The 22,957-nt window shown below is 74.0% G+C and carries 23 protein-coding genes; 12 read left to right on the forward strand and 11 right to left on the reverse strand.

The genetic code is table 11. The annotated features are described in order from the left end of the window. Positions 1–28 precede the first annotated feature (28 nt). The 8 genes from ABZ793_RS06755 to eccB all read right to left on the reverse strand — a co-directional run bounded on the left by ABZ793_RS06755 (position 29) and on the right by eccB (position 6,991). Complete coding sequence (locus ABZ793_RS06755; RefSeq protein WP_357452974.1) at positions 29–715, reverse strand: C39 family peptidase; 687 nt, start codon at positions 713–715, stop codon at positions 29–31. Positions 716–1,071: 356 nt separating this feature from the next. Further along, the gene (locus tag ABZ793_RS06760) at positions 1,072–1,476 is read right to left on the reverse strand and encodes a TIGR03618 family F420-dependent PPOX class oxidoreductase (RefSeq protein ID WP_357452977.1); all 405 of its coding nucleotides are present in this window, start codon (positions 1,474–1,476) and stop codon (positions 1,072–1,074) included. A 33-nt stretch (positions 1,477–1,509) separates the two neighbouring features. Continuing rightward, on the reverse strand, positions 1,510–1,842 hold the full coding sequence (locus ABZ793_RS06765; protein ID WP_357452980.1) for a YkvA family protein: 333 nt from the start codon (positions 1,840–1,842) through the stop codon (positions 1,510–1,512). A 121-nt stretch (positions 1,843–1,963) separates the two neighbouring features. Then, positions 1,964–2,776, reverse strand: a complete 813-nt coding sequence (locus ABZ793_RS06770; protein WP_357452983.1) for a hypothetical protein — start codon at positions 2,774–2,776, stop codon at positions 1,964–1,966. 303 nt (positions 2,777–3,079) lie between these two features. Continuing rightward, complete coding sequence (locus tag ABZ793_RS06775) at positions 3,080–3,454, reverse strand: hypothetical protein (RefSeq protein WP_357452986.1); 375 nt, start codon at positions 3,452–3,454, stop codon at positions 3,080–3,082. A gap of 198 nt (positions 3,455–3,652) precedes the next feature. Continuing rightward, complete coding sequence (locus ABZ793_RS06780; RefSeq protein ID WP_357452989.1) at positions 3,653–4,930, reverse strand: WXG100 family type VII secretion target; 1,278 nt, start codon at positions 4,928–4,930, stop codon at positions 3,653–3,655. Next, complete coding sequence (locus ABZ793_RS06785; protein WP_357452992.1) at positions 4,923–5,291, reverse strand: hypothetical protein; 369 nt, start codon at positions 5,289–5,291, stop codon at positions 4,923–4,925. The genes ABZ793_RS06780 and ABZ793_RS06785 overlap by 8 nt, the downstream gene beginning before the upstream one ends. A 107-nt stretch (positions 5,292–5,398) precedes the next feature. Further along, complete coding sequence (gene eccB / locus ABZ793_RS06790) at positions 5,399–6,991, reverse strand: type VII secretion protein EccB (RefSeq protein WP_357452995.1); 1,593 nt, start codon at positions 6,989–6,991, stop codon at positions 5,399–5,401. A 150-nt stretch (positions 6,992–7,141) separates the two neighbouring features. Between eccB and ABZ793_RS06795 the strand changes: the two genes are divergently transcribed. Further along, positions 7,142–8,323, forward strand: a complete 1,182-nt coding sequence (locus ABZ793_RS06795) for a type VII secretion protein EccE (RefSeq protein WP_357452998.1) — start codon at positions 7,142–7,144, stop codon at positions 8,321–8,323. A gap of 61 nt (positions 8,324–8,384) precedes the next feature. On the opposite strand, the gene eccD is transcribed toward ABZ793_RS06795, so the two are convergent. Then, on the reverse strand, positions 8,385–9,785 hold the full coding sequence (gene eccD / locus ABZ793_RS06800) for a type VII secretion integral membrane protein EccD (RefSeq protein WP_357453001.1): 1,401 nt from the start codon (positions 9,783–9,785) through the stop codon (positions 8,385–8,387). 168 nt (positions 9,786–9,953) lie between these two features. Here eccD and eccCa point away from each other — a divergent pair, with 168 nt between their 5' ends. The 10 genes from eccCa (at position 9,954) to ABZ793_RS06850 (ending at position 20,119) form a co-directional block, all read left to right on the forward strand. Beyond that, entirely contained in the window at positions 9,954–13,916 is a 3,963-nt protein-coding gene (gene eccCa, locus ABZ793_RS06805) for a type VII secretion protein EccCa (RefSeq protein ID WP_357453004.1), read from the forward strand. 82 nt (positions 13,917–13,998) lie between these two features. Then, positions 13,999–14,424, forward strand: coding sequence for a YbaB/EbfC family nucleoid-associated protein (locus tag ABZ793_RS06810; protein WP_357453007.1), 426 nt, complete (start codon positions 13,999–14,001; stop codon positions 14,422–14,424). Positions 14,425–14,441: 17 nt separating this feature from the next. Further along, a complete protein-coding gene (locus tag ABZ793_RS06815) occupies positions 14,442–14,735 on the forward strand; it encodes a hypothetical protein (protein WP_357453010.1) in 294 nt (97 codons plus the stop codon). Positions 14,736–14,766: 31 nt separating this feature from the next. Then, positions 14,767–15,492 carry a hypothetical protein gene (locus ABZ793_RS06820; protein WP_357453013.1) on the forward strand — a complete coding sequence of 242 codons (726 nt, stop codon included), beginning with the start codon at positions 14,767–14,769 and terminating at the stop codon, positions 15,490–15,492. A gap of 27 nt (positions 15,493–15,519) precedes the next feature. Then, positions 15,520–15,780 (forward strand): hypothetical protein, encoded by a 261-nt coding sequence (locus ABZ793_RS06825; protein ID WP_357453015.1) that lies wholly within the window; start codon positions 15,520–15,522, stop codon positions 15,778–15,780. A gap of 171 nt (positions 15,781–15,951) precedes the next feature. Continuing rightward, positions 15,952–16,260, forward strand: a complete 309-nt coding sequence (locus tag ABZ793_RS06830; protein ID WP_357453018.1) for a WXG100 family type VII secretion target — start codon at positions 15,952–15,954, stop codon at positions 16,258–16,260. A 28-nt stretch (positions 16,261–16,288) separates the two neighbouring features. Continuing rightward, entirely contained in the window at positions 16,289–16,567 is a 279-nt protein-coding gene (locus tag ABZ793_RS06835; RefSeq protein WP_350701645.1) for a WXG100 family type VII secretion target, read from the forward strand. Between the two features lie 118 nt (positions 16,568–16,685). Beyond that, positions 16,686–18,194, forward strand: a complete 1,509-nt coding sequence (locus tag ABZ793_RS06840) for a S8 family serine peptidase (protein WP_357453022.1) — start codon at positions 16,686–16,688, stop codon at positions 18,192–18,194. Positions 18,195–18,227: 33 nt separating this feature from the next. Next, complete coding sequence (locus tag ABZ793_RS06845; protein ID WP_357453025.1) at positions 18,228–18,809, forward strand: hypothetical protein; 582 nt, start codon at positions 18,228–18,230, stop codon at positions 18,807–18,809. A gap of 17 nt (positions 18,810–18,826) precedes the next feature. Continuing rightward, positions 18,827–20,119, forward strand: a complete 1,293-nt coding sequence (locus ABZ793_RS06850; RefSeq protein ID WP_357453028.1) for a hypothetical protein — start codon at positions 18,827–18,829, stop codon at positions 20,117–20,119. 152 nt (positions 20,120–20,271) lie between these two features. Here ABZ793_RS06850 and mycP read toward each other — a convergent pair whose 3' ends face one another. Both mycP and ABZ793_RS06860 read right to left on the reverse strand, forming a co-directional pair. After that, positions 20,272–21,522 carry a type VII secretion-associated serine protease mycosin gene (gene mycP, locus ABZ793_RS06855; RefSeq protein WP_357453031.1) on the reverse strand — a complete coding sequence of 417 codons (1,251 nt, stop codon included), beginning with the start codon at positions 21,520–21,522 and terminating at the stop codon, positions 20,272–20,274. A gap of 50 nt (positions 21,523–21,572) precedes the next feature. Then, positions 21,573–21,899 carry a MarR family winged helix-turn-helix transcriptional regulator gene (locus tag ABZ793_RS06860; protein ID WP_357453034.1) on the reverse strand — a complete coding sequence of 109 codons (327 nt, stop codon included), beginning with the start codon at positions 21,897–21,899 and terminating at the stop codon, positions 21,573–21,575. 206 nt (positions 21,900–22,105) lie between these two features. On the opposite strand from ABZ793_RS06860, the gene ABZ793_RS06865 reads away from it, so the two are divergent. Then, positions 22,106–22,891, forward strand: a complete 786-nt coding sequence (locus ABZ793_RS06865) for a carbonic anhydrase (RefSeq protein ID WP_357453037.1) — start codon at positions 22,106–22,108, stop codon at positions 22,889–22,891. Positions 22,892–22,957 lie beyond the last annotated feature (66 nt).

A 22,957-nucleotide genomic window follows, 5' to 3' on the forward strand; every position in this document is an offset into this window, starting at 1 on the left:
GGAGACCGGCCCTCGCCGGTGCGTCGGATCAGGACGAGTAACCGCGCTCGGCGATCCAGTTGGCGACCTTCTCCAGGGTCATCCAGTACTCGCCCTCCGGAGAGGCCGGGTCGGCGATCCGGATCAGGTCACCGCCGTCCTGGTAGCCCACCAGGGTCAGGTAGTGCCCGCCCTCGTACGACTGCGGGTGGCCGTCGGTGTCGACCGCGGTGCCCTTGACGTTGGCCACCACCGGCCGGCCCTCGTCCAGGGCGGCGACCACGTCGGACCGCAGCTTGTCGACCTGCTCCGGCTTGGCCACCGGGCCCGAGATCTCCGTGGTCCGGTACCGGCCGCCGGTCAGCTCGTTGAGCACCCGCGTGGTGTCCAGGGCCGAGTCGGTCCCGGCCTCCGTGGTGCCCAGCAGCTTCGCGACCTCGTCCTGCGAGAGGATCTTGCCCTGCGCGGACAGGGCCATCCGCGTCGCGGCCGGGCCGCAGTAGTAGAAGTTGGGCTGGGCCTGGTACTCGATGCCCACGGTGCGCTCGGCCCGCTTGTCGGGGCGGCCGTTCTTGTCGGCCTTGTCGGCCCGCCCGCCCTTGTCGGTGTGCACCGAGGCGACCGGGGTGGTGGCCACCGGCGTGGCCTGGGCGGCCATCGCGGGTCCGGCGATGCAACCGCCCGCCACCAGCAGGCCGGCGACGGAGAGACCGCTCTTGTGGATGATCGGCTTCATGGTCGGGCTCCAATCGGGGGTTGACGCCTCCGGGAGCCGGAGGCGCAAGCACCGGGACAGGCGCTCGCCTGGAGGGATTCGACGGCCCGGAGCGCGTCCGTGGCCGGGCGTACCAGGGATCCAACGGCCCTGCTCCACAGGGCATTCCGGGGCAGGGCCGGGGGTCCGGCGGCACGATGGGATGCAACGGCACCAGGGGCAGCAGGATTCCGGCGTACGGATGCGGCTCGTCACACCCGCGACGTGCGACGGGCTCCTCGGGCTCGTGCCGGCGGTGCCCCGGACAGCGGTGGTCGGCTGTCTACCGCAGCCGACACCGGCAGGCCGGGCGAACCGGCGACGAACCGGTCAGACCGTCACAGACTTCCCAGCAGGCGCGTCACGGTGATCTCGATGACGACCCGGTCGGGATTGGGGCGCGGTGTCCGGTACCGCTCGGCGTACCGGCGCTCGGCCTCGGCCACGGCGGCCTGGTCGGAGCGGACGACCGCCCGCCCCTCGATGGTGAGCCACCGTCGCCCGTCGACGTGGCAGACGGCCACCGGGGCGCCCACGGGGCCGGCGGCGGCGACGTGTCGGGCCTTGCGGGACGTGCCGCTGGTGATCACCCGGGCCAGGCCCGCCGCGGCGTCGACAGTGACGCCCACCGGCACGACGTGCGGGGTGCCGTCGGCCCGCAGGGTGGTCAACGTCGCCAGGTGCCGTTCCCGGCAGAACGCGGCGACCCGCTCGTCCTGCGGCGTCAACCGGTGGTCGGGCATGTCCGTCCCCTGTCTCGCGGTGGGCGTGCCGGGTCAGGGGACGCGGCGGCGGTGCCGGTCCGGTTCCGGCCCGGTGACCGGTCGGCCGGGCAGCGGAGGACTGCCGGCGCGTCGGTGCCGGACCAGCCGACCGAGGTAGATCAGCGCGCCGGTCAGCACGGCCATGTCGTCGAGGTAGATCGGGTCGGGCAGCACGTCGATCGGGAGCACGGTGTAGAGCAGCGCCCCGTAGAAGGCGACCTTGCCCTTCACCCCGAGCGTGCCGAGCAGCCGGCGGGTGCGGATCACGCGAACGGCCAGCAGCACCGCGCCGACCAGCGTGACGACCGCCACGACACCGACGAGGACCCACGCCTCCCTGGACATACGGCCACGCTAGCCCAGCCGGGCCAACTCCGCCCGGATCCGTCGGCCGGCCGGTCGGTACGCGGCCACGGCCACTGGTCGTACGGTCAGGAGGCGACGACGGCCACCCCGATCGCGCCGATCAGTACGCGGCGACGGCCGCCCGACCCCGGGCCACCGGCGGAACCTCCCGGCCGGAGACCGCCGGAAGTTCCCGGGTCTGCTCCATTGGCCCCTCGATCAGCGGCAGCAGCGACGGCGACTCCTCGGGCTGGCGGTTGACCGCGACGAACGCCTCGTCCCGCAGGCTGCGTGCCGACTCGACGGCGAGTTCGGCGGCGCGCCAGGCGGCCTGCTCCCGCTCCCGGGCGGCCTGCTGCCGGGCGAACAGGTTGTCCCGTACCGCCCGGCGCAGCACCAGCTCCTGCTCGACCGGGTGCAGCCGCGGGTCCCACCCGTTGCGGTGCGCGAAGACGTCGCTGAGCTGCTCCACCGACAGCTCCTTGCGCCAGTACGCGTCCAGCGCGGCCCGGTGCAGGAAGCGCTCGCGCTCGGCGTACTCGGCGGGGGTCCGGCCGGTACGCGGCAGGGGCATCGCCTCGGCGCTCGCCAGCCGTCGGACGTCCGCCTCGGCGGCCTCGTACGCCTGCCAGGCCGTCTCGACCGCCTCCTGCGCGGTCAGCCACTCGGCCCGTAGGCGGGCGGCGGTGGCGGCGGCCCGCTCCGCGGCCACCGCGACCTCCTCCGCGTACCGGGACCGTTCGCGCTGCTCCTCGGCCCGTTCCAGCTCGCTCGGCATCGCCGCGCGGCGGATCAGGCCCCCCGCGTCGAAGCGGAGCCGGCCCGGCCGCAGCAACAGGCCGGCGACGGTGACGGCGACGACGCCGAGCAGGCTCAGCCAGATCACGGCGGCCCGCGGCACATCGAGCAGGACGGAGGAGAGCACGGTCTGCATGGTCAGCACCTCGCGGTCGATCGAGCGAAATCGACGTGTGGTCGTGCCCGTCGGACGGGCAATCGGGCATCGTGGACGCTTGGGCGTACGTCGGCGGCGGTCGTTCCGGCAGGAGTGCGGGAACGGTCGGACGGGCCGGTACCGAGGCGGGGCGGCCGGAAGCGGCGTGCCGGTCCACGCGGTGGCGGTCCGGGCGCCGAGGCGGCCGGGATGTCGGGAGGCGGCCCGGCCGGACGGGCCTCGCGCGGCGCGCGGGCGGTCCGTGGTGGGCCGATGCCTCGGAGAGGCCCGGTGGCCGACGGGTCAGGCGGTGGGTGGACCGCGCCGGGCGGGCACCCCCCGGCCGGGGTCGCGGGCCGGAACGTCCCGGCGGACGATCGCCTCGACGCTGGTCTCGGCCGGGACGACGGCCCGGCGGACGGCCGGCGGGGTGGCCGCGTCGACCACGCGCTCGGCGGCCGGGGCGCGGCCCGGAAGCGGCTGCTCGACCGGGACACCGACGGCGGCGGGGGCGCCCGCGGCGGCCGGGCCGAGAGCGGGGGCGGGGGGTGCCGGTGCGGCGGTCACGCCGCCGAGGCCGACGGCGAGCACCAGCGCGGCGACCGCCAGCCGGGTCAGCTCGCGCAGGGAGCGCAGCGTGACCGACCAGAACGGGTCGGCGGGCGCTACGAACGGCACCGTTCCAACCTATCCCCCGCGAGCGGCCGGCGCAGCGCGGCGGCCACGCCGGTTCGGTGACCGACGCCACGCCGTCCCCTGTGGAGGTGCTGGTCGAACCCGGGGCGCAGTCCGGGCCGGGGTGGGCAGGCGCCGGCCGCCGGACGTGCGACGGCCCACCCGGGGAAGCCTCCCGCCGGATGGGCCGTCGTCGTGCTGTCAGCCGTCGGTGCCGAGCACCGGCGGGGCGGCGTCCGCGCCGTCCCGCCAAACCATGTCGTCCTCGGTCAGCCAGGTCAGCCGGCCGTCGGCGGCGTCGTCGTCGTGCTGGCCCTGGCGGGCACCCAGGATGCCGGGCCGGTTCGCGGCCCGGCCCGCGCCCGGCCGTCCCGCCCCGGTGGCCGCCTGGTTGCCGGCACCGGCCGTGCCCTGACGCGCGGCGTCGAAGCGCCGCCCCATCCCGGTGGCCGCTCGGTTTTCCGCCACGGGGGTGCCGCCCGCGGGCCGGGCCGCCGTGCTCGGCGCGGTGCCCGACCCGGCGAGGGCGCCGGTGCCGACCAGACCGCCGGCCGGCGTGCCGCCCTGGGGGCCGAAGTTCAGGCCAGGGTTGGCCGAGGCCGTCGCGGTGCCGCCCGGCCCGGTCAGGCCGGTCGTGCCGGCCGTCGCGCCGGTCAGCAGCGCGGCCCCGGCGAGGGAGGTGCCGGCACCGACGCCGCCCGGCACGCCGCCGGTCGTGCCGGTGCCCGGCTGCCCGCTGCCGCCCGGCGCCGGGGAGCCCTGGCCGGAGCCGGTCTCCGGCCCGGAGGACGGCCGGTCGGGGGCCGCGATGGTGGCGCCGCCCGGTTGCCCCGCGAGACCACTGCTGGTCGGCGCGGCCGTCGGCGTGGTGGATCCCGGGCCGAGGCGCGGCACCGTGACGGAGTTGTTCTGGGTGGTGCCGGGGATGTCCGGGTCCGGCGGCGGCGGCGGGACCAGGCGACCGTACGCCGACAGGTCGTAGCCGGCGGCCAGCTCGGCCACCACCTTGACCATGCGCTGGTGCGCCTTCTCCTGCTCGGCCTTGTCCTGCTGGTGGCCGAGCAGCCCGCCGACCAGGACGCCCGGCACGCCGAAGACGGCGCCCTTGGCCGCGCCGGAGAGCGCCTTGTCGTGGTCGTCGGTCTCGGCCGGGCTCTCCGCCTGCTCGCGGGCGGTGCGCAGGTCGGCGGCCATCAGCGTCAGCCCCCGGCTGACGTCGGCCATGCCCTCGCCGAGCTTGCCGGCGTAGTCGCTGACCAGGGCGAGCCGGCGCTGGAACTCCTGCGAGGCCGAACCCGTCCACGTGTTGGCCAGCTTGTCGAGGTCGCCGTCGAGCTCCTTGACGAGCCCGTCGAGGATGCCCTTGAGGGACGTCCACTGGGCGGCGATGCCGTCGATCTGGCCCGGCTGGCCGGCCATCACGCCGTCGTAGAGCTGCTGGTGGCTGACGTGCTGGTAGCGCTGGGTGTACTCAGACACGCGGCTCCCCCTCCCGCTTCAGCGCGTCGTCGACCCCGGCCAGCGCGGCCTCGATGTCGGCGGCGTTGGCCGCGTTGCGCTCCTCGGTGGTGCGGTAGTTGGACAGGATCGTCGCGGTCGCGCTCTGGGACGCCTTCACCGCCTCGCGCAGCCGATCGACCTGGTCCACATAGGACTGGTAGATCTCGGAATAGCGACGGGCGTTCTCGGTCGCGTCGGCGAACGAGCCCAGCGCCGGCGGCCGGCACTGCATCTCGGTGCGCAGCTTCCGCAACGCCTTCTCCGCTTCGGTCAGCCGGTCGGCCAACTTCTGCTGGAAGTCCTCCAGGGACATCAGGTCGACTGTCGTGCGCCCCGTCATGGCAGCATCCCCGTACGTCATCGTCGATAAACCGTTGGCACGCACAGGTTAGTCGACCGGCGCGAGTCGGGCGACCCGCCGGGTGTACCGATCCGTCGCGTCCGGGCTCAGTCGCCCGCGCCCGGCGAGGAGGCGGCCGGGTCGGGCGAGGCCGACGCCCCCGACGACGGCCCGCCGGACGGCTCGGTGGACCCGCCCGACGACGGCCTCCCGGACGACTCCGCCGACCCGCCAGACGGGCTCGACGTCGGACTGCCCGACGACTTCGCCGCCCCGCCCGAGGAGGCCGCCGGCCTGGCCGACGGCGGGGTGCCGGGCGAGAAGTGGGCGAGCGCCTCGTCCCGCGACAGGGTCGGCCCGGTGGGCACGAGGGCCAACAGCGACGCGGGTACGGCCAGCGGCTTGGACCCCTCGTAGCCGAGCGCGCTCATGGCGCCGATGCCGAGCGGGTAGCGGACCCCCTGGGCGCTGATCAGGTAGACGGTGGCCCCGGCGGCGGCCGTGCCGCTCTCGCCGGACCCCGGAGTGGCCTGCACGAGCACGCCCTTGCCGCCGGGCAGCAGCACGGCCTCGGCGGTACGCACGCCGTCGCGCCCGGTCTGCCGCACCGGAACGGCCGCGACCAGTTCCTGCGGTGCGCGGTCGAAGACCTCCAGCGTGGTGGTGGGCGGACCGCCGTTGACCCCGTCCCGGTAGGTCGCGCAGATCGCCGTCCGGCCCAGACTGACCTGGTGCAGCGCGGGCAGGGCCTGCGGCATCCCCGACTCCTCCACCCGCTGGTCGGTCAGCAGCTTGCCGGCCTGCGCGGGGGTGATGTCGGTGACCTGGCCGCCGTCGCGCAGCAGCAGCAGCGCGCTGAGCTCGCCGATCGCGCTGAGGCCCTCCCGGGTGAGCACGTAGTGCTGCCCCGCCGCCCGGAACACCTGGCCCACCTTGGCCGGGCGCTCGGTCCGGGTGCTGGCCTCGTCCTCGCCCGCGATGGCGGGCTTGCGCAGGATCGGCCCGGCCGGCACGGCGTTGAGCAGTTGCTGGCCCACGGGGAGGCGGGGCGCGTTGGCCATCCGCAGCGCGGCGAGCGCGGAGTCGCCGCCCGTCACCTGCAACCGGGCGTTCCCGGTGAGCAGGTGCCGCTGGCCGTCGACCTCCACCAGCACCGCGCGGTCGCCGAGCGGCACCCCGCCCGGGAGCGGACGGTTGATCACGACCTGGGTGCTGCCGGAGCGGCGGGGGTCGGCCGGGTCGGGCACGTCGCACACGGACCAGGGCAGGCCGGTCAGCGACTTCCGGTCCGGCAGCGCGTCCGGGGCGCCGACGATGCCGACCGTACGGCCGCGGGGCCGCTCGCGGATCGAGGCCTGGGACATCGTGCGCACCTGCGGTGCCGGCTCGTTGATGATCAGACGGGCCGAGGTGTAGTTGAGCGTGGGGTGCAGTTGCCCGTCCACGAACACGTACGTCGCCCCGGTCTCCCGCTCGATCACCAGGGTGTTCGGCTCCAGCGGCGCCGTGTTGCCGGTGAACTGCCCGTACGCGCCGACGCCGCCGAGCACCACCGCGGCGGCGATCACGCTGCCGAAGACCGCCATGCCGAGCCGCCGCATCGGCAGGTTGCTGGTCTCCGGGTCGCCCGACAAAAGCGCCGAGACGATCCGGCGGGTGACGAAGCGGTACGCCTGCACCTGATCGCGGCGGGTCCGCATGACTTACCTCCGGCGGGGGTGGGTCCGCGACGAGCAGGTCCGAGTCGGTGTCGCGGGCTTCCCTACGATAAGGGGCCGTCGACGGGTCACCGGGACCAGCGCCCGACCCGATCCGGCGGACGCTCCGCCGTCCAGAGAGGACTGTCAGCGATGACGCAGGTTCAGGCGCCACCCGGTCGTCCGGCACCACAGCCGTCCGGCGTCGCCCAGCGGCCGGTGATCCCGGCCGACCGGCGCGGCCGCGGTCGCATCGGGCCGGTGGCCGTGGGCCAGCTCGTGCTGCTGGAACTCTGCGCCCTGGCCGTCTGGGCGGCGCTGGGCGGGCCGCCCTGGCTCGCCGGCGCCGTGGCGTTGCTGTCGGTGGTGGTCGTGATCGCGGCCTTCGCCCGCCGGGGTGGCCGCTGGTGGTACGAGGACCTGCTGCTGCGCCGGCGGCTGGGCCGGCGCCGGGAGGCCGCCAGGAGCACGGTCACGGCCGGCCGCGCGGCGGATCCACGGCTGGCGGCGCTGGCCCCCGAGCTGAATGTGATTGAACTCACTGACCGGGGCACCCGGCTCGGCATCGGACAGGACGCGCACGGCTGGTTCGCCGCGGTGGCGGTGCAGGGCCGCGCGGGGGCCCCCGCCGGCTCGGTCGAGGCGGGTGTCGTGGACCGGGCGCTGCGCGTGCTCACCGACTTCACCGGCCCGGTCACCCGGGCCCAGGTGGTCTCGCACACCCTGGTCTGGTACCCGGCGCCGGGGGCGCCGCCGGCGGCCCACCGGACGGTCTGGGTGGCGCTGCGGCTCTCCGTGCGGGACGCCCGCGTCGAGACGGTCACCCGGGGCGGCGGGATGCCCGGGGTGCACCGCACGCTGGCCGCCGGGATCGGGCGGCTGGGCAAGGCGCTGACCGCGGCCGGGCTCGTCCACCGGCCGCTCGGCCGCGACGAGCTGCGCGCGGCGGTCGTCTCGGGAGCCGGGCTGGACCTGGCACCGACCCCGCAGGCGGAGACCTGGACCGGGCTGCGCGGCGGCGGCTGGACGCAACGCTGCCTGGCGCTGCGGCCCCGGGGCGACGCACCGTTCGGCCCGCTGGTGGACGCGGTGACGGCGACGTCCGCCCCGTCGCACACGCTGGCCGCCGTGGTGCTGCCGGGCGGGCGGGTCGCCCCGCCCCTGCTCCGCGTGGCGGCGCTGGACAACCACGTGGAGGCGCTGGTCAAGGCGGTGCGGGAGGTGGCGCGCCGGGCCGGCGCGCCGACCCGCCCGGTGGACGGCCAGCACGGCCCCGGCGTGTACGCCACCGCCCCGGTCGCCACCGTCGTCACCACCCTCGACCCGGCCGCCTGACCCGCCCGGGTGAAGGGTCGGGGCCGACGAGAAGGTTGGTTCCGCGGGTGTCGCAGGTGGGTCAGGGGCGGAGGTTGACGATCCAGCCGTAGAGGCCGACGACCCAGACCGCCAGCGGCACCAGCGCGATGATCAGCAGGATCTCCACGATGTCGAGCAGCCGGCCCCAGACCGGGGAGATCCGCTTGCCGGCCACGGTGAGCCCGTAGATGAGGCTCACCACGGCCGCGAGCACCAGGCCGCCGAGGACCAGGCCGAGGCGTACACCCGTCGAGCCGTTGCCGAACGTGGCCGCTGCGGTCAGGCCGAGGCCCGCGGTGCCGGCGAACAGCACCGGGGTGCGCTGGGCCCGGCCGAGGAACGGCCGCGCGCGCAGCAGCGACAGCAGGGCCAGCACGAGGCAGAGCAGCACCGCGGCGAGCCGGCCGTCGAACGCGAGGATCACCTGGGCGCCGAGCACCAGCAGCGACACCGTCCAGAGCAGGCCGGTGAGGAACTCGTCGGCCCGCTCGCTGAGCTGGAGCACCCGCCGGCCGTCCACCGACTCGGTGTCGGACTTCAGGTCGTCGGGGCCGGTCGGGATGGACGGGACGGGCAGCCGGGCCAGCCGGTAGGCCGCCATCGGCAGGGCCGGCACCGCGCCGAACGCGATCGCCGCGACGACCGCGGCGGCTTCCGGCGCGTCGACCTTCTCGAACACGAGGCTGAGCAGCGCGCCGATGCCCGTGGCGGCGCCGACCCCGACGGCGCCGAAGAACAGCGGGAGCCGGTCGCCGACGGCCAGCGCGGCCACCGCGGCGCAGAGCACCACCGCCGTGGCGGCGAGGAGCACGTGCGGGGCGGCCAGTTCCGTCAACGGGCGGTCGCCGGCGAGCAGCAGCAGGCCGCCGACGCCCGCGTACGCCAGGCCGACGACCCCGAGCACCGACCCGGTGGCGCTGTCGGCGGCGGCCCGGGACAGCACGGCGGCGGTGACCACCAGGGCGACCGCGACGACCAGCGCGGCCAGCGCGCCCGGGAGGTGCGGCGGCCCGGTGAAGAGCGCCGCCACCGCGCCGGCGCCGAGCGCCGCCGCGGCGAACAGCACCGCGAAGGACCGGGTGGTGCCGACCTGCCACGCGCCCGGGCGCTGGTTGGTGGCGGTGGCCACCGCGTCGACGACGTCGTCGAAGACGATCTCCGGTGCGGAGGCGGACCGCGGGTTGAAGTAGAGCACCTCGCCGTCGCGGATGCCGAGCTGGGCCGGGGTGCGACCGCCGTCCAGCGGCTGCCCGCCGAGCCGGGCCAGACTCCAGCCGCCGTGCCGGACGCCCTCGTCGGCCAGGTCCTCACCCGCGTAGCGCAGCAGGGTGGGCAGCAGGTCGGCGAGCGGTACGTCCGACGGTAGCGCGAGGTCCATCCGGGTACGGGGCGCCACGATGGTGATCCGGCTCAGGCCGCCGGTCGCCGTCTTCGTCGCCACATGGCCTCCTCGCGCTCTTCTACGATCGCCCCTGGCCGGCGGTACCGACGCATGGGTTCCTGACGCCCACGGGAGATTACCTACGATGGCGGGCACGTACGATGCCCACCCGACGACTCCGGTCCCGCACAAAACTTCATCAGGGCCGCTTCTGGGGAGGAGACAGCCGTGAGCACGGTGGTGTTCCGCCGGCTCCCGCGTCAGCCGGGGCCTGCGCTGCCGCGAGGCGAGGTGGTGCTGGAATCGCCTCCGGAGCTGCCCGAACCGACCCCACGCGGGATGGGGCAGCTGCTGATGATCCTGCCCATGGTCTGCGGCGTGGGCGCGATGGCGTTCCTCTACGCGGGCCGGGGCGGCGGCACGATGACGTACATCGCCGGCGGCCTCTTCGGCGTCTCGATGCTGGGCATGGCGATCGGGTCGCTCAGCCACGGCAACGACGACAAGGCCGAGCTGAACGCCGAGCGGCGCGACTACATGCGCTACCTGGCGCAGATGCGCAAACGCACCCGGCGCGCGGCCGAGCAGCAGCGGGCGGCGATGGCCTGGCGGCACCCGGAGCCGGACGCGCTCTGGTCGATCGCCGCCTCCCGCCGCCTGTGGGAGCGCCGGATCACCGAGGACGACTTCGGCGAGACCCGGATCGCCACCGGCCCGCAGCGCCTCGCCGTGGAGATCGTCCCGCCGGAGACCAAGCCGGTCGAGGACCTGGAGCCGATGAGCGCCATCGCGCTGCGCCGCTTCGTCCGCGCCCACTCGACCGTGCCGGACCTGCCGACCGCGCTCTCGGTGCGGGCGTTCAGCCGGGTGGTGCTGCGCGGCGACCGGGCGCCGGTGCTCGACCTGACCCGGGCCGCCCTGGGCCAGCTGGCCACCTTCCACGCCCCGGACGACCTGGTCATCGCGATCGTGGCCGCCCCGGACCGGCAGCCGTCCTGGGACTGGGTCAAGTGGCTGCCGCACAACCACCACAGCGCCCGGACGGACGCGGCGGGCGCCCGCCGGATGGTCTTCGCCAGCCTCGCCGAGGCCGAGGAGGCGCTCGCCGGCGACCTGGCCGGCCGGCCCCGGTTCGCCCCCGAGGCGAAGCCGCTGACCACCGCGGCGCACCTCGTCGTGGTGATCGACGGCGGTGAGGTCTCGGCGACCTGCCAGCTCATGGGGCCGGGCCTGCTCGGCGCGACCGTGATCGACCTCTCCGGCACCGTGCCCCGGGACGCGGGCCGCTGGCTGCTCTGCCTCGACGTGGGCGACGGCACCTCCCTCGACCTGGTGCGCGGCACGTCCTCGTCCCGCCTCGGCACGCCGGACCGGCTCGACGAGGCCGCCGCCGAGGGGCTGGCCCGGCAGATCGCCCCGTACCGGCTCTCGCAGCAGCAGACCACGTCGGACGAGCCACTGGCGCGCAGCATGGAGCTGCCCGACCTGCTCGGTGTCGGCGACGCCGCCGCGGTCGACGTGCAGCAGACCTGGCGCCCGCGCAGCCAACGGGACCGGCTGCGGATCCCGCTGGGCGTCGGGCCCGACGGCAACGTGGTCGAGCTGGACTTCAAGGAGTCCGCGCACGAGGGCATGGGCCCGCACGGCCTGGTGATCGGCGCGACCGGTTCCGGCAAGAGCGAGCTGCTGCGGACGATCGTCGGCGCGCTGGCCGTGACGCACTCCTCCGAGGAACTGAACTTCGTCCTGGTGGACTTCAAGGGTGGTGCCACCTTCGCCTCGCTGGAGGCGCTGCCGCACACCAGCGCGGTGATCACCAACCTGGCGGACGAACTGCCGCTGGTCGACCGGATGCGGGACGCGCTGGCCGGCGAGATGAACCGCCGCCAGGAGGTGCTGCGGGCCGCCGGCAACTACGTCTCCCGCTACGACTACGAGAAGGCCCGGGCGGCCGGCGAACCGCTGGATCCGATGCCCAGCCTGCTGATCATCTGCGACGAGTTCAGCGAGATGCTCGCCGCCAAGCCCGACTTCATCGATCTCTTCGTGATGATCGGCCGGCTCGGCCGGTCGCTCGGCGTGCACCTGCTGCTGGCCAGCCAGCGGCTGGAGGAGGGCAAGCTGCGCGGCCTGGACACCCACCTGTCGTACCGGATCGGTCTGCGGACCTTCTCGGCGGTGGAAAGCCGGATCGTGCTCGGCGTGCCCGACGCGTACGAGCTGCCCAGCGCGCCCGGCCACGGCTACCTGAAGACCGACACCAGCACCATGCTGCGGTTCCGGGCCGCGTACGTGTCCGGGCCGTACCGGGCGCCGGGGCAGGCCGTCGCGTCGTCGCGGGCGATGGTGCAGCGCCGGATCGTCCGGTACGGGGTGGACTTCGTGCCGGTGCAGAACCCGACCCTGCCGGCGCCGACCGAGCCCGAGCCGGAGCAGAGCGGCGAGGGCAAGGCCGTGGCGATGCTCGACGTGCTGATCGACCGGCTCAAGGGGCGGGGCCGCCCCGCGCACCAGGTCTGGCTGCCGCCACTGGCCGAGCCGCCCGGGCTGGGCGAGCTGCTCCCGCCGCTCACCGCCGACCCGAAGTACGGCCTCTGCACCGCCTCGTGGCGCGGCCGCGGGCAGCTCGCCGCTCCGATCGGCATCGTGGACCGGCCGTACGAGCAGCGCCGTGACCCGATGTTGGTGAACCTCGCCGGCGCCGGCGGCAACGTGGTGATCGTCGGCGCATCGCTGAGCGGCAAGAGCACCATGCTGCGCTCCATGCTCGCGTCGCTCGCGCTCACCCACACTCCGCGCGAGGTGCAGTTCTTCTGCCTCGACTTCGGTGGTGGCGCGCTGCGCAGCCTGGACGCGCTGCCCCACATGGCCGGCGTGGCCGGCCGGCGGGACACCGAGGCGGTGCGCCGCACCGTGGCCGAGGTGGTGGCCGTCCTCGACGACCGTGAGGCCCGGTTCGCCCAGCACGGCATCGACTCGGTGGCCAGCTACCGCCGCCGCCGGGCGGCCGGCGAGTTCGCCGACGACCCGTTCGGCGACGTCTTCCTCGTCGTCGACGGCTGGAACACGCTGCGCCAGGAGTACGAGGAGCTGGAGCAGACCATCACGACCCTCGCCAACCGGGGCCTGGGCTTCGGCGTGCACGTGGTGCTGACGGCCGTGCGGTGGGCGGAGATCCGGATCAACATGCGGGACCTGCTCGGCACGAAGCTGGAGCTGCGCCTCGGTGACCCGAACGAGTCGGAGATCGACCGGCGGGCGGCGGCGAACGTCCCGACCGGGTCGCCCGGTCGCGGTCTGACCCGCGACAAGCTGCACTTCCTCACCGCCATCTCCCGGATCGACGGGCGCCGCGACATCGACGACCTGACCGAGGCGTCCGTCGCCCTGTCCAAGCAGGTCGCGTCGGCCTGGCCCGGCCGGCCGGCCCCGAGGGTGCGGCTGCTGCCGCGCAAGCTGCCCGTCAGCGAGCTGGCCCGGGTCGTCGACCGGTCGGCGCCGGGCCTGCCCATCGGCGTCAACGAGTCGGCGCTGGCCCCGGTCTACCTCGACCTCGTCAACGAGCCGCACCTGACGGTCTTCGGCGACGCCGAGTGCGGCAAGACCAACGTGCTGCGGCTCATCGCGCGGGGCATCACCGAGCGGTACACGCCGGCGCAGGCCCGGCTGGTCATCGCCGACTACCGGCGTGGCCTGCTCGGCGCCGTCGAGGGGGACCACCTGCTCGACTACGCGCCCTCGAACCAGGTGTTCGCGCAGGGGCTCGGCTCGATCCGCAGCGCGCTGTCCAACCGGCTGCCCGGCCCGGACGTCACCACCGCGCAGCTGCGCGACCGGAGCTGGTGGAAGGGGCCGGACCTCTACGTCCTGGTCGACGACTACGACCTGGTCGCCTCGGGCGGCAACAACCCGCTCAGCGCCCTGCACGAGCTGCTGCCCCAGGCCCGCGACATCGGCCTGCACCTGATCATCACCCGACGCGTGGGCGGCATCGCCCGGGCCCTCTACGAGCCGGTCCTGCAGCGCCTGCGCGAGCTGGACCAGCCCGGCCTGCTGATGTCCGGCAACCGGGAGGAGGGCGCGGTCTTCGGCACGTTGCGGCCGAGCCCCCAGCCGCCGGGCCGGGGCACCCTGGTGCGCCGTCGGGACGGCCAGCAGCTCATCCAGACCGCCTGGTCCGAGCCCATCTGACGAGCCGGCCGGCTGCGGGGTCGGCCGGGGGTGATCGCATCCGGTAGCCTGCGGCACGAGCGTCGCAGCCGACGAGAGGACCGTGTTGAGTACATCGTGGATGCCCGGCGGCGCGGGAGCGGCCGGTCTCGAGGGGCTCCTGCGGCAGGCGCAGGAGCAGCAGCGTCGGCTGGCGGACTTCCAGCAGCAGCGCGCCGAGCTGCGGGTCACCGGGGAGAGCCCGGACGGCCTGGTCCAGGTCACCGTCGACGGCGACATGAAGGTCGGCGACATCCAGCTCAACCCCCGCGCCATGCGGCTGGACAGCTTCGGCCTGGCCGAGTCGCTCCAGGCCGCGATCGACGCCGCCTACGCCGCGCACGCCGAGCGGCAGCGCGAGCTGGTGGAGGAGATGGTCGGCGGCGCGGACCTGGTCCGGCGGGCCGAGGCGGGGAAGGTCACTCCGGAGGAGTGGTTCCGCCACTTCGGGGTGGACATCAACGACCCGCTGCGCCGGCTGCGCGGCTGACGACGAAGGGGAGGACAGTGGCGAACAAGGTCGATGTCGGCGCGATCCGGGGCGCCGCGAAGAAGCTCGCCGCCGAGGATGGCCCGAAGGCGTTCCTGCGGAACGCGAAGGAGAAGCTGGACGAGGTCAAGCTCTCCGGTCTGTCCATGACCATCCTGGGCATCGGTGCCGTGAACAGGCACAACGCGGTGATCGACGAGCACGTCGACAACCTGAGCAAGGGTGTCGAGCACCTCCAGAAGGCCGCCGACAACCTCGAGAAGACCGCAAGCAACTGGGAGAAGTCGGACCAGCCCTGGGTGGTCAAGTGACCCGGCAGGCGCAGAACGCAGGGAGGCTCTGATGCCGGAGATCCTGATCGCCAATTCCTCGGGTTCGGTGGTGGGGACGCACAGTGTCGCGGCGCAGACCGCGCCGGTGCGTACCCTGGCCGGCGCAGCCCGCGCCAACTGGGTCTGGCTGGTCGGCGCCGGCGTCCTCATCGTCGCCATCGTTCACCTCGAGTCCTTCGACAACGAAGAGATCTCCAAGGCCATCAAGAACTGGGGCGACGCGGCCACCTATCTCGGCGGTGACCAGTTCGGCAAGGCGATGGAAAGTGTGCCGCCGTCCGCCGAGGAGTGGAACTTCGAGGACCGCGAGGCGTTCGACAAGTTCGTGCAGCAGCTCAACATGGAGGTCGCGGCTCTCGCCGAGGCGCTCAACGCGAACAAGGACGCCTTGCAGGGCCTCCAGGACCACTACAACGCCGTGATCGACGCGCTGGTCACCGTGTTGACGACGATCCTGATCGCGGTGATCGCGGCCGTGGCGCTCCAGGCGTTCCCGCCGACCATCCCGCTGGCGAACGCGATCGGCGTGGCCGGCCTCACCGCCAGCATGGCGATCATCGCGCTGGTCTTCCAGGACATCGGGTCGGTGCTCTCCACCATCGCGAGTTCCTACCGGGGGGCCGACGTGCACCAGTTCACCGCCGAGTCCAAGCCGGGCTTCGCCTCGGGGCCCGATCCCGACATCAAGGACGTCAAGATCGACTGGGTGCAGGATTCGGGGTTCTACGCGGCCTGAGCGGCCGAACGGAAGGTGGACGGCACCGTGTGGCAGGGAGTCTTGTTCGGGTACGCCTTGGTCGCCATCCCGGTCTTCGTCGTGCTCGGGCTGGTCGCGCAGTTGACCCGCTCGCGTCCGGTCCGGCGGGCGGCGGAGATCGTTCTGCTCAGTAGCGTGGCCGCGTTCGCGGCGGCTCTCGGCACCCTCGCGGACGACGGACTGCAGTGGACCCTGGTAGTGATGCTGGTCGTCATGTTCGTGGTGGGTCTGGTGATGCACGTCCGCTCGTACTTCCGTTCCTCGTAAGGGGAACGGGTTTCCGGGCGGCCGTCGGTGCCGCCCGGGGGAGGGCTGCGCGGACTGGACGACGTCCGCTACGGTCTTCCGCAGGAGTGTCCGTCGGTGGGGTGATTTGCCTTGCCGCGGGGGAGGGGCGCGGCACTTGCGCCGCCACAAGATGACGGAAGGGTGTGAAGCATGGCGTTCGAGGTCGAAGCAGCGACTCTACATACCGCCGCGAGTGACGTGCGGTCCACGCGCAGCGAGGTCGACGGCGAGCTGAAGAAGCTGTGGAACGTGGTCGACGACCTGGCCATCGCCTGGAAGGGACAGGCGTCCACTGGCTTCCAGTCGCTGATGGTGCGCTGGAACGAGGACACGGCCAAGCTGCTGACGGCGATGGACAACATCGCCGACCTGCTCGACAAGTCGGGTACGACGCACCAGGTCAACGACGAAGAGCAGCAGCAGATGCTGGACAAGTTCCACTCTGCACTCAACCCGTGATCCGCCGAGACGAGCAGGGGAGGAACTCATGAGCATCAAGGTCGACTACGCGGTCCTCGAGAGCAGCAACCAGCAGATGCAGGCCATCTCGCGGACCATCGACGAGAAGCTGGACACGCTGCGTTCGATGCTGTCGAAGCTCCAGTGGGACGGTGAGGACCGCGCCGCGTACGAGCAGCACCAGGCGCAGTGGGACGCCGCCGTTCGGGACATCAACAAGATCCTGAACGAGATCGGTGGCGCGGTGGGCATCGCCCGCGAGAACTACGTCAGCACCGAGATGAGCAACGCCAAGGCGTGGAACTGACACAAACGCCGACGCGGCTCCGGTCCGGTTCGACCGGGCCGGAGCCGCGACGCGTTGTGCGCCGATAGGTCCTGGGGGAGTCATGCGTACGGGGAAGCCTTCGCGGCCGTTGCTCAGGGTGGCCGTCGCAGCGGTGGCGTTGGCCGTCGGCGCCGGGACCGGACCGCTGGTCGCGCCGGCTCCGGCACACGCCAACACCGTGCGCAGCCTCCAGTGGTACCTGGACACGCTGAAGATCCCGCAGGCCCACAAGATCACCAAGGGCAAGGGCGTCACCGTCGCGGTCGTCGACAGCGGCGTCGACGCGAGCCTCCCCGACCTGCGCGGCCAGGTCCTCCCGGGCAAGGGTGTGGGCTCCGCGACCGCTTCCGACGGCCGGCGGGACGACGACAAGGAGAAGGCCCACGGCACGTCGATGTCGGGCATCATCGCCTCGCGCGCAGGTGGCGGCGCGATGCGGCACCTCGGCATCGCGCCGGAGGCCCGGATCCTGCCCGTTGCCCTCGGCAGGCCCTTCGACTCCGGGGACATCGCGGATGGCATCCGGTGGGCGGCCGATGCCGGGGCTGATGTGATCAACCTGTCCGTCGGGACTGGTGTGGCGGCGCCGTCCGATCTGAGTGCGGCCGTCCGGTACGCCCTGGACAAGGACGTGGTCCTGGTCGCCTCCGCCGGCAACACCAAGCAGAACGACCGCACCGTCACCAGCCCGGCGAACATCCCCGGCGTCATCGCCGTGACCGGTCTGGCGAAGAGTGGTGGGTTCTTCGCGGAGAGCGTCACCGGCCAGGCGGCCGTGCTCGCCGCGCCGATGGAGGACATCATCTCCCCCCGGCCGAAGTCGGTCTCGCCCAACGGCTACGGCCTCGGCAGCGGCACCAGCGACGCCGCCGCCATCACGTCCGGTGTGGCGGCGCTGGTCCGCGCGAAGTTCCCGGACCTCGACGCGGCCAACGTGGTGAACCGGCTGATCCGCACCGCCCGCGACAAGGGCCCGGCCGGCCGCGACAGCCAGTACGGCTTCGGCGCGGTCGACCCGCTCGCCGCGTTGACCCGTTCCGTGCCGGCGGTGGACGCGAACCCACTGCTCGCCGGTGCCGCGACCGGTGCCGGCCCGTCAGCCGGCCCCTCCGCGGGCGCGGCCGACCCGGCGGAGGACGACGGGCCGGCCGTGTCGATCAGCATGAAGAAGGGCACCGGTGCGCTCATCCAGGCGGGGCTCTGCCTGGCTGTTCCCCTCGCCCTGCTGATCCTCGTGATCGTGCTGGTGCGCCGGTCCCGGCGGAAGCCGACGCCCGCCGGCCCGCCCGGGTTCGCGCCGCCCGGCGGTCCACAGTCGGGCCCGCCCGGTTACCCGCCACCCCCCGGCTACCCGCCGCCCGGCGGCGCACCGGGGATGCCACCCGCCAACCCGCAGGTCGGCCCGCCGGGGTATCCGCCGCCCGGCGGCGTATCGACGGGGATGCCGACCCAGGCGGGCCCCCCGTCCGGGTACGGCCCGACGCCGCCCGGCGGGCCCCACCCGTACGGCGTGCCTCCGGCACCCCAGGCGGGCGCCTGGTCGCCGCCGGGCGCCGCGCCGACGGCACCGCCACCTCCGCCGGCTCCCGGCGGGCACCAGCAGTAAGCCAGATTGTCAGTCGGCGACGGGGAGGAACCGATGACGGAAGACCGGACGAGCCCACGGGTGGACAGGACGGAGCAGCCGGACGAGATCCGGGTGGACACCCCCTACATGCCCATCACCCCGCTGGCACCCACCGTGCACATCAGCGGCATCACGATGGACAACGTCAACCGGGCGCAGACGCCCTCCGGCTTGGTGCCGGGGGCGGGCGAGAGCGGCGACAACACCGAGTGGGACGCGTCCAGCCTGGACAGCGCCATCGAGTGGCTCGAGTCGCACGCCTCCTTCCTGAACAAGCAGTCGTACACCATGGTCGAGATCCAGGACAAGATGGGCGGCACCACCGGCGGCGCCGGCGTGAATGCCGTGGGTGGCGGTGGATCGAGCCCGCTCGGCGGCTTCGACCGGGCCGGGGACCTTGCCCGCAAGCACTCCAGCCTGTTCACCAGCACGCAGCAGAACGTCCGCACGCTCGCCCAGGACCTCTACAAGGCGGCGAACGCGCTGCGTGAGGTCAAGGAGAACTACGAGACGGCGGAGAAGGCCAACGCCATGTCCGCGGCCGAGATGGAGCGCGCCTTCAGCGAAGCCTCCACCAGCGGATCCAACGGCTGAACGGGGAGGGTGACAGGATGCCGAGCTGGGAAGAGATGTGCCAGCAGGTCGTGATCGCGGGCCGGCCGGGCGACGTCGCCAGTGCCGCGCTGGGCTGGGACCAACTGCTGAAGAACCTGAACTCCGTCAAGGAGAGCCTGGAGAAGAACGTCAAGGATCTGGGTGAGGTGTGGAAGGGGCCGGCGTACGACTCCTTCAAGACCCACGTCGAGCAGATCGCGAAGAACGCGGGCCGGATCGTCGAGGACGCCGAGAGCCAGAACGGCATCGTACGGTCGCTCAATGACGCGGCCGACAAGCTGAGCGCCGCGCAGGCCGAGTTCCCCATTCCCGCGAGCTGCGTCAACGACGTGCTGGAGGCGCGCAACGGCCGCCTCGTGATCAGCACCGGCTTCTTCGAGATGAAGGTCAAGCCCGACTTCCTCGGCCTGCTCGACCCACTCACCTCGCTCGCGGACTGGATCAACGACAAGTCCGAGGAAGCGGCCAAGGTCTACAACCAGGTCAGCGGCGAGTACACGACGATCGACTCGGGCACGCCCGGCCAGACCACCCCGAGCATCAGCCAGTCGCCGGAGGTGGAGACCCCGAACCTCGGCGGTGGCCCCGGCGCCGGCAGCACCGGCAAGGTGCCGGGCATGGGCGGGATGCCCTCCACCGGCGGCATGCCGGGCATGGGCGGCACGCCGTCGCTCAACTCGGCCGACATGCCCGGCACGGGGAACACGGGGATCGGCTCCAGCACGCACCCCGACCTCACCGGTGGCGGCTACGACCCGAGCGGCGGTTACACGCCGAGCACCGACAGCCTCCCCGACGACTACGGCAGCGGTCTGGCCGGTGCCGCCCCGAGCACGCCCGGCCTCGGCGGCGGCGGGCTGCCGGGGACCTCGGGTCTCGGCTCCGGTGGCTTGGGCGGCGGCGGTGGTGGGTTGGGCGGCGGCGGCCCGATCCCGGGCGGCGGCTCGCTCGGCCGCCCGGTGACCCCCAACATGATGCCCATGATGGGCGGCGGCGCGGCCGGCGCCAACAGGGGCGGCGGCGGCCGGGGCGGCAAGCTCGGCGCCGGCAAGCTCGGCGCGGGCGGTATGGGGCCGATGATGGGCGGCGGCGCGGCCGGCAACGCCGGCCGTGGCGGCGGTCGCGCGGGTGCCAAGGGCGTCGGCGTACGCGGTGCCGGCATCGCCGGGATGGGTGGCGCCGGCGGCGCCGGCTACGGCGAGGAGGAGCTTCCCCGCAACACCTGGCTGGAGGAGGACGAGGACGTCTGGGGCGCGGACGGCGGCGGCACGCCCGGCATCCTGCGCTGACATCGTCCTGCCGAGCGCCGTCCACCTGACGTGGTGGGCGGCGCTCGGCGCTGTCCGGCATCCTCCGCGCCGTCGACCGGCGACGTGGGCCGTCTCCGCCGCGGCCGGGTCCGGTACTCCGCCCGCTCCCGTTCCGCCGTCGGGTGTCGGCGTCAGGCGGTGGGGGCGGTGTCGGGCCCGGCCGGGCGGCGGCCCGGGCGCCAGCCCCGGCGCCGGCCGCGGATCAGGATCGGCTTGACGGCCAGCAGCAGCGTGGCGAGGAGCGCGCCGACGGCGGCGACCCACACCGCGACGGTGCCCTGCCAGGCCAGCGGGTCCGTGGTGGGGGGCGGCGGCGGCATCGCGCCGGCCGGCGGGTCGCTACGGGTGCCGAGCAGGCTCGCCACCGCCCGGTACGGGTTCACCACGCCGTGGCCGACCTCGGCGTTCCGTCCCTCCGGCGGGCTGTCGGCCGTCCGGATCAGCCGATCCTTCACCTGAGCCGGAGTGAGGTTCGGGTGGGCGGCCCGGACCAGCGCGGCCACCCCGGAGACGTACGCGGCGGCGAAGCTGGTGCCGCCCTGCGGCAGGAACAGGTAGCCCGTGCCGCCGGGCGCGGGACCGAGGATGTTCAGCCCGGGCGCCGCGATGGAGACGTAGTCCCCGGCCACCGAACTGCCCACGTGCCCGCCCTGCTCGTCCACCCCGGCGACCGCGATCACGCCGTCGTACGCGGCCGGAAACTTGGCACGGTCCTGCTGGTTCTCCTGCCGGTTGCCGGCGGCGGCCACCACGACGACGCCCTGGTCGAGGGCGTAGTTGACGGCCGACTTGAGTCGCTCCGTGTCCAGGGTCGTCAGCGACAGGTTGATCACGTCGGCGCCGTTTCGCACCGCGTACTCGATCGCCTCGGCGATCTGCCCGGGCAGGCCCTCGTCGCGGGTGATCTTGGTGTCCAGCAGGACGCGTATCGGAAGGATCTTGGCCTGCGGCGCGATGCCGGTGAACGGCCCGCCGGTGTCATCCCGCCCGGCGATGATGCCGGCGATGATCGTGCCGTGCCCGGCCTCGTCGCAGCGGCCCTGCTGCTGCGACAGGCCGTTGAAGTCCCGGCCCACCTTGACCTGGCCCTGCAGGACGGGGTGGCTGGCCGAGACGCCGGAGTCGATGACCGCGACGGTGACGCCGGCGCCCCGGGAGAGCCGCCAGGCCGACTCCGGTTCGAGCCGGTGCATCGGCCACGGTTTCTCGGCGGGAGCGGCCTCGCCGGCAGGGCCGCAGCGGGGGACTGCCGCTGCGGCGGGCGACGGGGCGACGACGGCGGTGCCGAGCAGGACCGCGGCTGCTCCACAGAGGACGGCGCGGGCGCCGCGCCCAGGACGGCGGGCCGGCTCGGTCCCGCCCGGTCGGAAACTCTCGCGCACGCGGTGAGATTACCGTCGCGCGTCGGCGGCGGTGGCCGCCGCCTCCGGCGTCAGGGGCGGTCGGCGCTCTCGGGCGTCTTGTCGGTGAAGAGGGCGAGCAGGTCGCCCACCTGCCGGTCGGCCTCGGCGGGGTGCCGGAACCGCCCGGCAGGGTTGATCGTGTACTCGTTGCGCCGGCCCACCCGGGTGCGGTTCAGGTAGCCGCCGGCCTCCAGGTCGGCGACGATCGCCTGGGCGGCCCGTTCGGTGACGCCCACCTCGTCCGCGACGTCGCGCAGCCGGGCGGTGGGGTTGCGGGCGATGGCGAGCAGCACGTGCCCGTGGTTCGTGAGGAACGTCCAGTTCCGGGTGCTCCCGTTCTCCCCTGTCGTCGCCATGTCGTCATCGTATGGCGCGCCTTTCGGGTTTCCGCCGCGCCCTCGTGCGGGAGGCCCGCCCGACGTCCGCAGCCGGGCGCGAACATATGAAATGCATATCACGCATCCCTTGACGTACCTTCGAGTGCGTGTGACCGTGGGGACTGCCCGCGTCCAGCGTCGGCCGGGATGACCAGGTCGTTCACGTGAGGGGCGAGGTGAGGGAGATGAGTCGTCCCGGATCTCCCGGCGGGCAGCCGGGCCCGGAGTGGAATCCGTCGGAGCCGGCACCGGGGGGCTCGACCGCCGTGCGGGACGCGCTCCCCACTCCCGGCGACCCGGAGCAGGCGTTCGCCGAGTTGCAGGCCGGCAACCGCCGGTTCGTCACCGGCACCCCACGCCACCCCAACCAGGACGCCGGGCATCGTGCCGCGGTCGCGGACGGGCAGCACCCGTTCGCGGTGATCGTCGGCTGCTCCGACTCCCGGCTCGCTGCGGAGATCATCTTTGACCGCGGCCTCGGCGACCTCTTCGTGGTGCGCACCGCCGGGCACACGGTCGGCCCCGAGGTGCTGGGCAGCGTCGAGTACGCCGTGACGGTCCTGCGCACGCCGCTGGTGGTGGTCCTCGGGCACGACTCCTGCGGGGCCGTCCAGGCGGCCCGCGCGGCGGACACCACCGGCACGCCCCCGGCCGGGCACCTGTGCGCCGTGGTGGACGCCGTGGTGCCCAGCCTGCGCCGCGCCGCCGCCGAGGGCGTGGACGACATCGACCGGATCGTCGACATCCACATCGCGCAGACCGTCGAGGCGATGCTGGACAGGTCGGCCGTGCTCGCCGCCGAGGTGGCCGCCGGGCGCTGCGCCGTCGTGGGCATGTCGTACCGGCTGGCCGCCGGCGAGGCGCGGGCGGTCACCGCCGTACCCGGCGAGGCTCGGGGGGTCGCCGCCGCGCCCACCGGGCCGGGCGCGGTCGACGGGGCACAGCCGGCCGCCAGCGCCGCCCTCGCCTGACCGGTTCCCGCGCTCGCCCGGCCCGGCCCGGCCGCCCGACGCCCGCTCACGAGGGCCACAAGCGCC

This window comes from Micromonospora sp. NPDC047465 (assembly GCF_040643125.1).
GTDB lineage: Bacteria > Actinomycetota > Actinomycetes > Mycobacteriales > Micromonosporaceae > Micromonospora.